General features: G+C 70.6%; 3 protein-coding genes. All 3 read right to left on the reverse strand.

Annotated features, from left to right (window positions below):
- On the reverse strand, nt 1-365 hold a 365-nt coding region (locus QH283_RS17860), incomplete at its 3' end, for a DUF4081 domain-containing protein (RefSeq protein ID WP_280504127.1).
- A 57-nt stretch (nt 366-422) separates the two neighbouring features.
- Nucleotides 423-1583: a flavodoxin-dependent (E)-4-hydroxy-3-methylbut-2-enyl-diphosphate synthase gene (gene ispG / locus QH283_RS17865; protein ID WP_280504128.1), complete on the reverse strand. Its 1161-nt coding sequence runs from the start codon at nt 1581-1583 to the stop codon at nt 423-425.
- A gap of 266 nt (nt 1584-1849) precedes the next feature.
- Nucleotides 1850-2411 (reverse strand): M50 family metallopeptidase (locus tag QH283_RS17870; RefSeq protein ID WP_280504129.1); only part of this gene is annotated, 562 nt, incomplete at its 5' end.

A 2411-nucleotide genomic window follows, 5' to 3' on the forward strand; every position in this document is an offset into this window, starting at 1 on the left:
CGCGGGCGCGGTTTTCCTCCCCCCGGCTGGGGCTGCGCTTGCGCCGCGGCCCGCTTGTGGGCCCCCCCCCGCGGCGCCCCCCCCCCGGCCCGGTCGGCGAAGGCGCGCAACGCCTCGGGACCGCCGAGCAGGGGCACCAGGTTGGCCCCGGAGAAGCACAGCGACTCCGCGGGCCCCTCGCGCGTCCACATCTCACCGAGACCGTCACGCGTGTCGAGACCGAACTCCTGCACACGCGCGGCCACCATGCACGTGGCGATGGGATCGGCGTCCAGCACCCGAAGCACCTGCGCCAGTTCCCGGTTCGCCAGCGGACGCGCGGCAAGCACCTTCGCCCGACGCGTCGGCTCCCGCAGACTCCGCACATCCAACAGCCTGCCACGAACCGCGCCCCGGCGGTACAGATAGCGGGAAAGCGCTGGTCAGCTTACGGTGACGACCGGAGATCCGCCGGTGCCCTCGCCCTCGCCCATCTGCTCGGCGATGCGCATGGCCTCTTCGATCAGCGTCTCCACGATCTGGTGCTCGGGGACGGTCTTGATGACCTCACCCTTGACGAAGATCTGGCCCTTGCCGTTGCCGGAGGCCACCCCGAGATCGGCCTCCCTCGCCTCGCCGGGACCATTGACCACGCAGCCCATGACGGCCACCCGCAGCGGCACCTCCATCCCCTCCAGACCGGCGCTGACCTCGTTGGCCAAGGTGTACACGTCGACCTGGGCGCGACCGCAGGACGGACAGGAGACGATCTCGAGCTTGCGGGGGCGCAGGTTCAGCGACTGCAGGATCTGCCCGCCGACCTTGACCTCCTCGGCGGGCGGGGCCGACAGCGACACCCGGATGGTGTCGCCGATGCCCTCGCTGAGCAGCGCGCCGAAGGCCACCGCCGACTTGATGGTGCCCTGGAAGGCCGGGCCCGCCTCGGTGACGCCGAGGTGCAGCGGGTAGTCGCACTGCGCGGCCAGCTGCCGGTAGGCCTCCACCATGATCACCGGGTCGTTGTGCTTGACCGAGATCTTGATGTCGCCGAAGCCGTGTTCCTCGAACAGGCTCGCCTCCCACAGCGCCGACTCCACCAGCGCCTCGGGGGTGGCCTTGCCGTACTTCTCCATCATCCGCTTGTCCAGCGAGCCCGCGTTGACGCCGATGCGGATGGGGATGCCCGCCGCGCCTGCCGCCTTGGCGACCTCCTTGACCCGGCCGTCGAACTCTTTGATGTTGCCCGGGTTGACGCGCACGGCCGCGCAGCCCGCGTCGATGGCGGCGAAGATGTAGCGCGGCTGGAAATGGATGTCGGCGATGACCGGGATCTGACTCTTGCGCGCGATCGTCGCCAGCGCGTCGGCGTCCTCCTGGCGCGGGCACGCCACCCGCACGATGTCGCAGCCCGCGGCGGTGAGTTCGGCGATCTGCTGGAGGGTGGCATTGACGTCGTGGGTCTTGGTGGTGGTCATCGACTGCACGGAGATCGGGTGATCGCTGCCCACGCCGACGTTGCCCACCTTCAACTGGCGGGTCTTGCGACGCGGAGCGAGCACTGCCGCCGGAGCCGCAGGCATCCCCAATCCGATGGTGCTGGTCACTGTCGCCTGCCTACTTTCGCTGCGTTCTCTGTCACTGCGTTCACCTCGCCGCGGGTGCTTCCCTGCGTTCCGCGGCGTGCTGCCGTGGGCCTGCGCGGCATGCCGCGGGGGCCGTATCCTCTCCCGAGCTTAGTCACCGAGCGGAGCGCCGCCGCCCGCGTGAGGTCGATGACACATGGCACGGTACCCGCATCGCACGCGCGGCGCGGCCCGTGCGGACGCCACCACGGCCGATCACGGGCGCTCTGTCCGAGGTGTCCACCCGGTCAGGGGAACAGCCGGATGGGATTGATGATGTCGGCGGCGAGCGTCAGCACCATGTACGAGCCGCCGAGGACCACGGCCACATAGGTCAGCGGTAGCAACTTCAGGAAGTCGACCGGGCCGCCGGGGGCGAGGCCGCGCAGGCCGCGCACGGTGTTGCGCACCTTCTCGTAGAGCACGACGGCGATGTGACCGCCGTCCAGCGGCAGCAGCGGCAGGATGTTGAAGGCGCCGAGGAAGAAGTTCAGGCTGGCCAGCATCAGCACGAAGACCTCCCACAGGCCCGCCTCCGCGCTCTCGCCGCCGATGCGGCTGGCGCCGTAGATGCTGACCGGGGTCTCCGGGTCGCGTTCGCCGCCGGTGACCGCCTCCCAGAGCGCGGCCACCTTGGCCGGCATCTGGGCCAGCGCCTCGAAGGTGCGCACGAACAGGTCGCCGGTGAACGAGGCGGCGGCGGGGACGGCCTCGACCGGGCCGTACTCGGTGACCGGGGGCGGGGCGTCCAGGGTGATGCCGATGGCGCTGATCTGCCTGGTCGAGCCGTCGGTGCCGTAGCGCAGCACC

The organism is Nocardia farcinica, from assembly GCF_029867845.1.
GTDB lineage: Bacteria > Actinomycetota > Actinomycetes > Mycobacteriales > Mycobacteriaceae > Nocardia > Nocardia farcinica_A.